The sequence below is a fragment of the Pseudomonas sp. HMSC063H08 genome, from assembly GCF_001813645.1.
GTDB lineage: Bacteria > Pseudomonadota > Gammaproteobacteria > Pseudomonadales > Pseudomonadaceae > Pseudomonas > Pseudomonas aeruginosa.
This window is the reverse complement of record NZ_KV813566.1, coordinates 1-352: the sequence shown is the minus strand read 5'-3', so window position 1 is coordinate 352 and position 352 is coordinate 1. Positions and strand designations below refer to the sequence as shown.

Annotated in this window: 1 protein-coding gene; it reads left to right on the top strand. The window is 65.3% G+C overall.

Going from position 1 to position 352, the window contains the following annotated elements; all coding sequences use genetic code 11:
• A partial coding sequence (locus HMPREF2924_RS26440) for a TIGR03759 family integrating conjugative element protein (RefSeq protein ID WP_070700732.1) occupies positions 1-352 on the top strand: 352 nt, incomplete at both ends.

Sequence of the window (352 nt, the reverse complement as noted above, 5' to 3'; positions counted from 1 at the left end):
GAGGCTGCGGCAAGCCGAGAGACCAGCAGCCAGCTGTCCGGTAGCCAACTCGGCACGCTGAAACAGCAGACATCTCAGAGCGACCTGGCCCAGGAGTGGGGACTGAACCAACAGGAATGGACCCGCTACCAGACGCTCATGCAAGGCCCCAGGGGCGTGTACTCGCCTGGCATTGACCCGCTGACTGCGCTGGGCATCGAGGCGCGATCGGCAGAGGAACGGCGGCGGTATGCCGATCTACAGGTCCAGGCCGAACGGCGCCGGGTCGAGAAGGAACTCGCCTACCAGCGCGCATATGACGAAGCCTTCGCCCGCGCCTATCCAGGCGAGGGGGTGATCCGCCTCACCGAAA